The following is a 499-nucleotide window of genomic DNA, read 5'->3' as shown; positions in this document are numbered from 1 at the left end:
CTTGAGCAATGGCCGCCTGCTGCTCAATGTCGTGGTCGGCGGCAACCCGACCGAGCTCGCCGGCGACGGCGTCTTCCTGCCGCATGACGAGCGCTATGCCCAGGCGCATGAATTCCTGACCATCTGGCGCGGCCTGGTGTCCGGCGAGCGGGTCAATTTCAACGGCAAATATTACCGCGTCGAAAATGGCCGCCTCGACCTTCTGCCGCACCAGGAACGGCCGCCGCTCTATTTCGGCGGATCGTCGGATGCGGGCCAGGACCTCGCCGCAGACCTCGTCGACATGTATCTGACCTGGGGCGAACCGCCGGCGCAGGTGGCCGAGAAGCTGGCCGCGGCGCGCGCAAAGGCGGCGCGGCGCGGCAGAAAACTGCGCTTCGGCATCCGGCTGCATTTTATCGTGCGCGAGACCGAGGACGAAGCCTGGCGCGCCGCCGACCGGCTGATCAGCCATGTCACCGACGCCCAGATCGAAAACGCGCAGGCGCGCTTCCTCAAC

Annotated in this window: 1 protein-coding gene; it reads left to right on the top strand. The window is 66.7% G+C overall.

Translation table 11 applies throughout. The features are described from left to right. A partial coding sequence (locus tag EN991_RS39290; RefSeq protein WP_127370686.1) for an LLM class flavin-dependent oxidoreductase occupies positions 1 to 499 on the top strand: 499 nt, incomplete at both ends.

Source organism: Mesorhizobium sp. M7A.F.Ca.US.005.03.2.1 (genome assembly GCF_003997795.1).
Taxonomy (GTDB): domain Bacteria; phylum Pseudomonadota; class Alphaproteobacteria; order Rhizobiales; family Rhizobiaceae; genus Mesorhizobium; species Mesorhizobium ciceri.
This window is presented reverse-complemented; position numbering and strand designations above follow the sequence as displayed.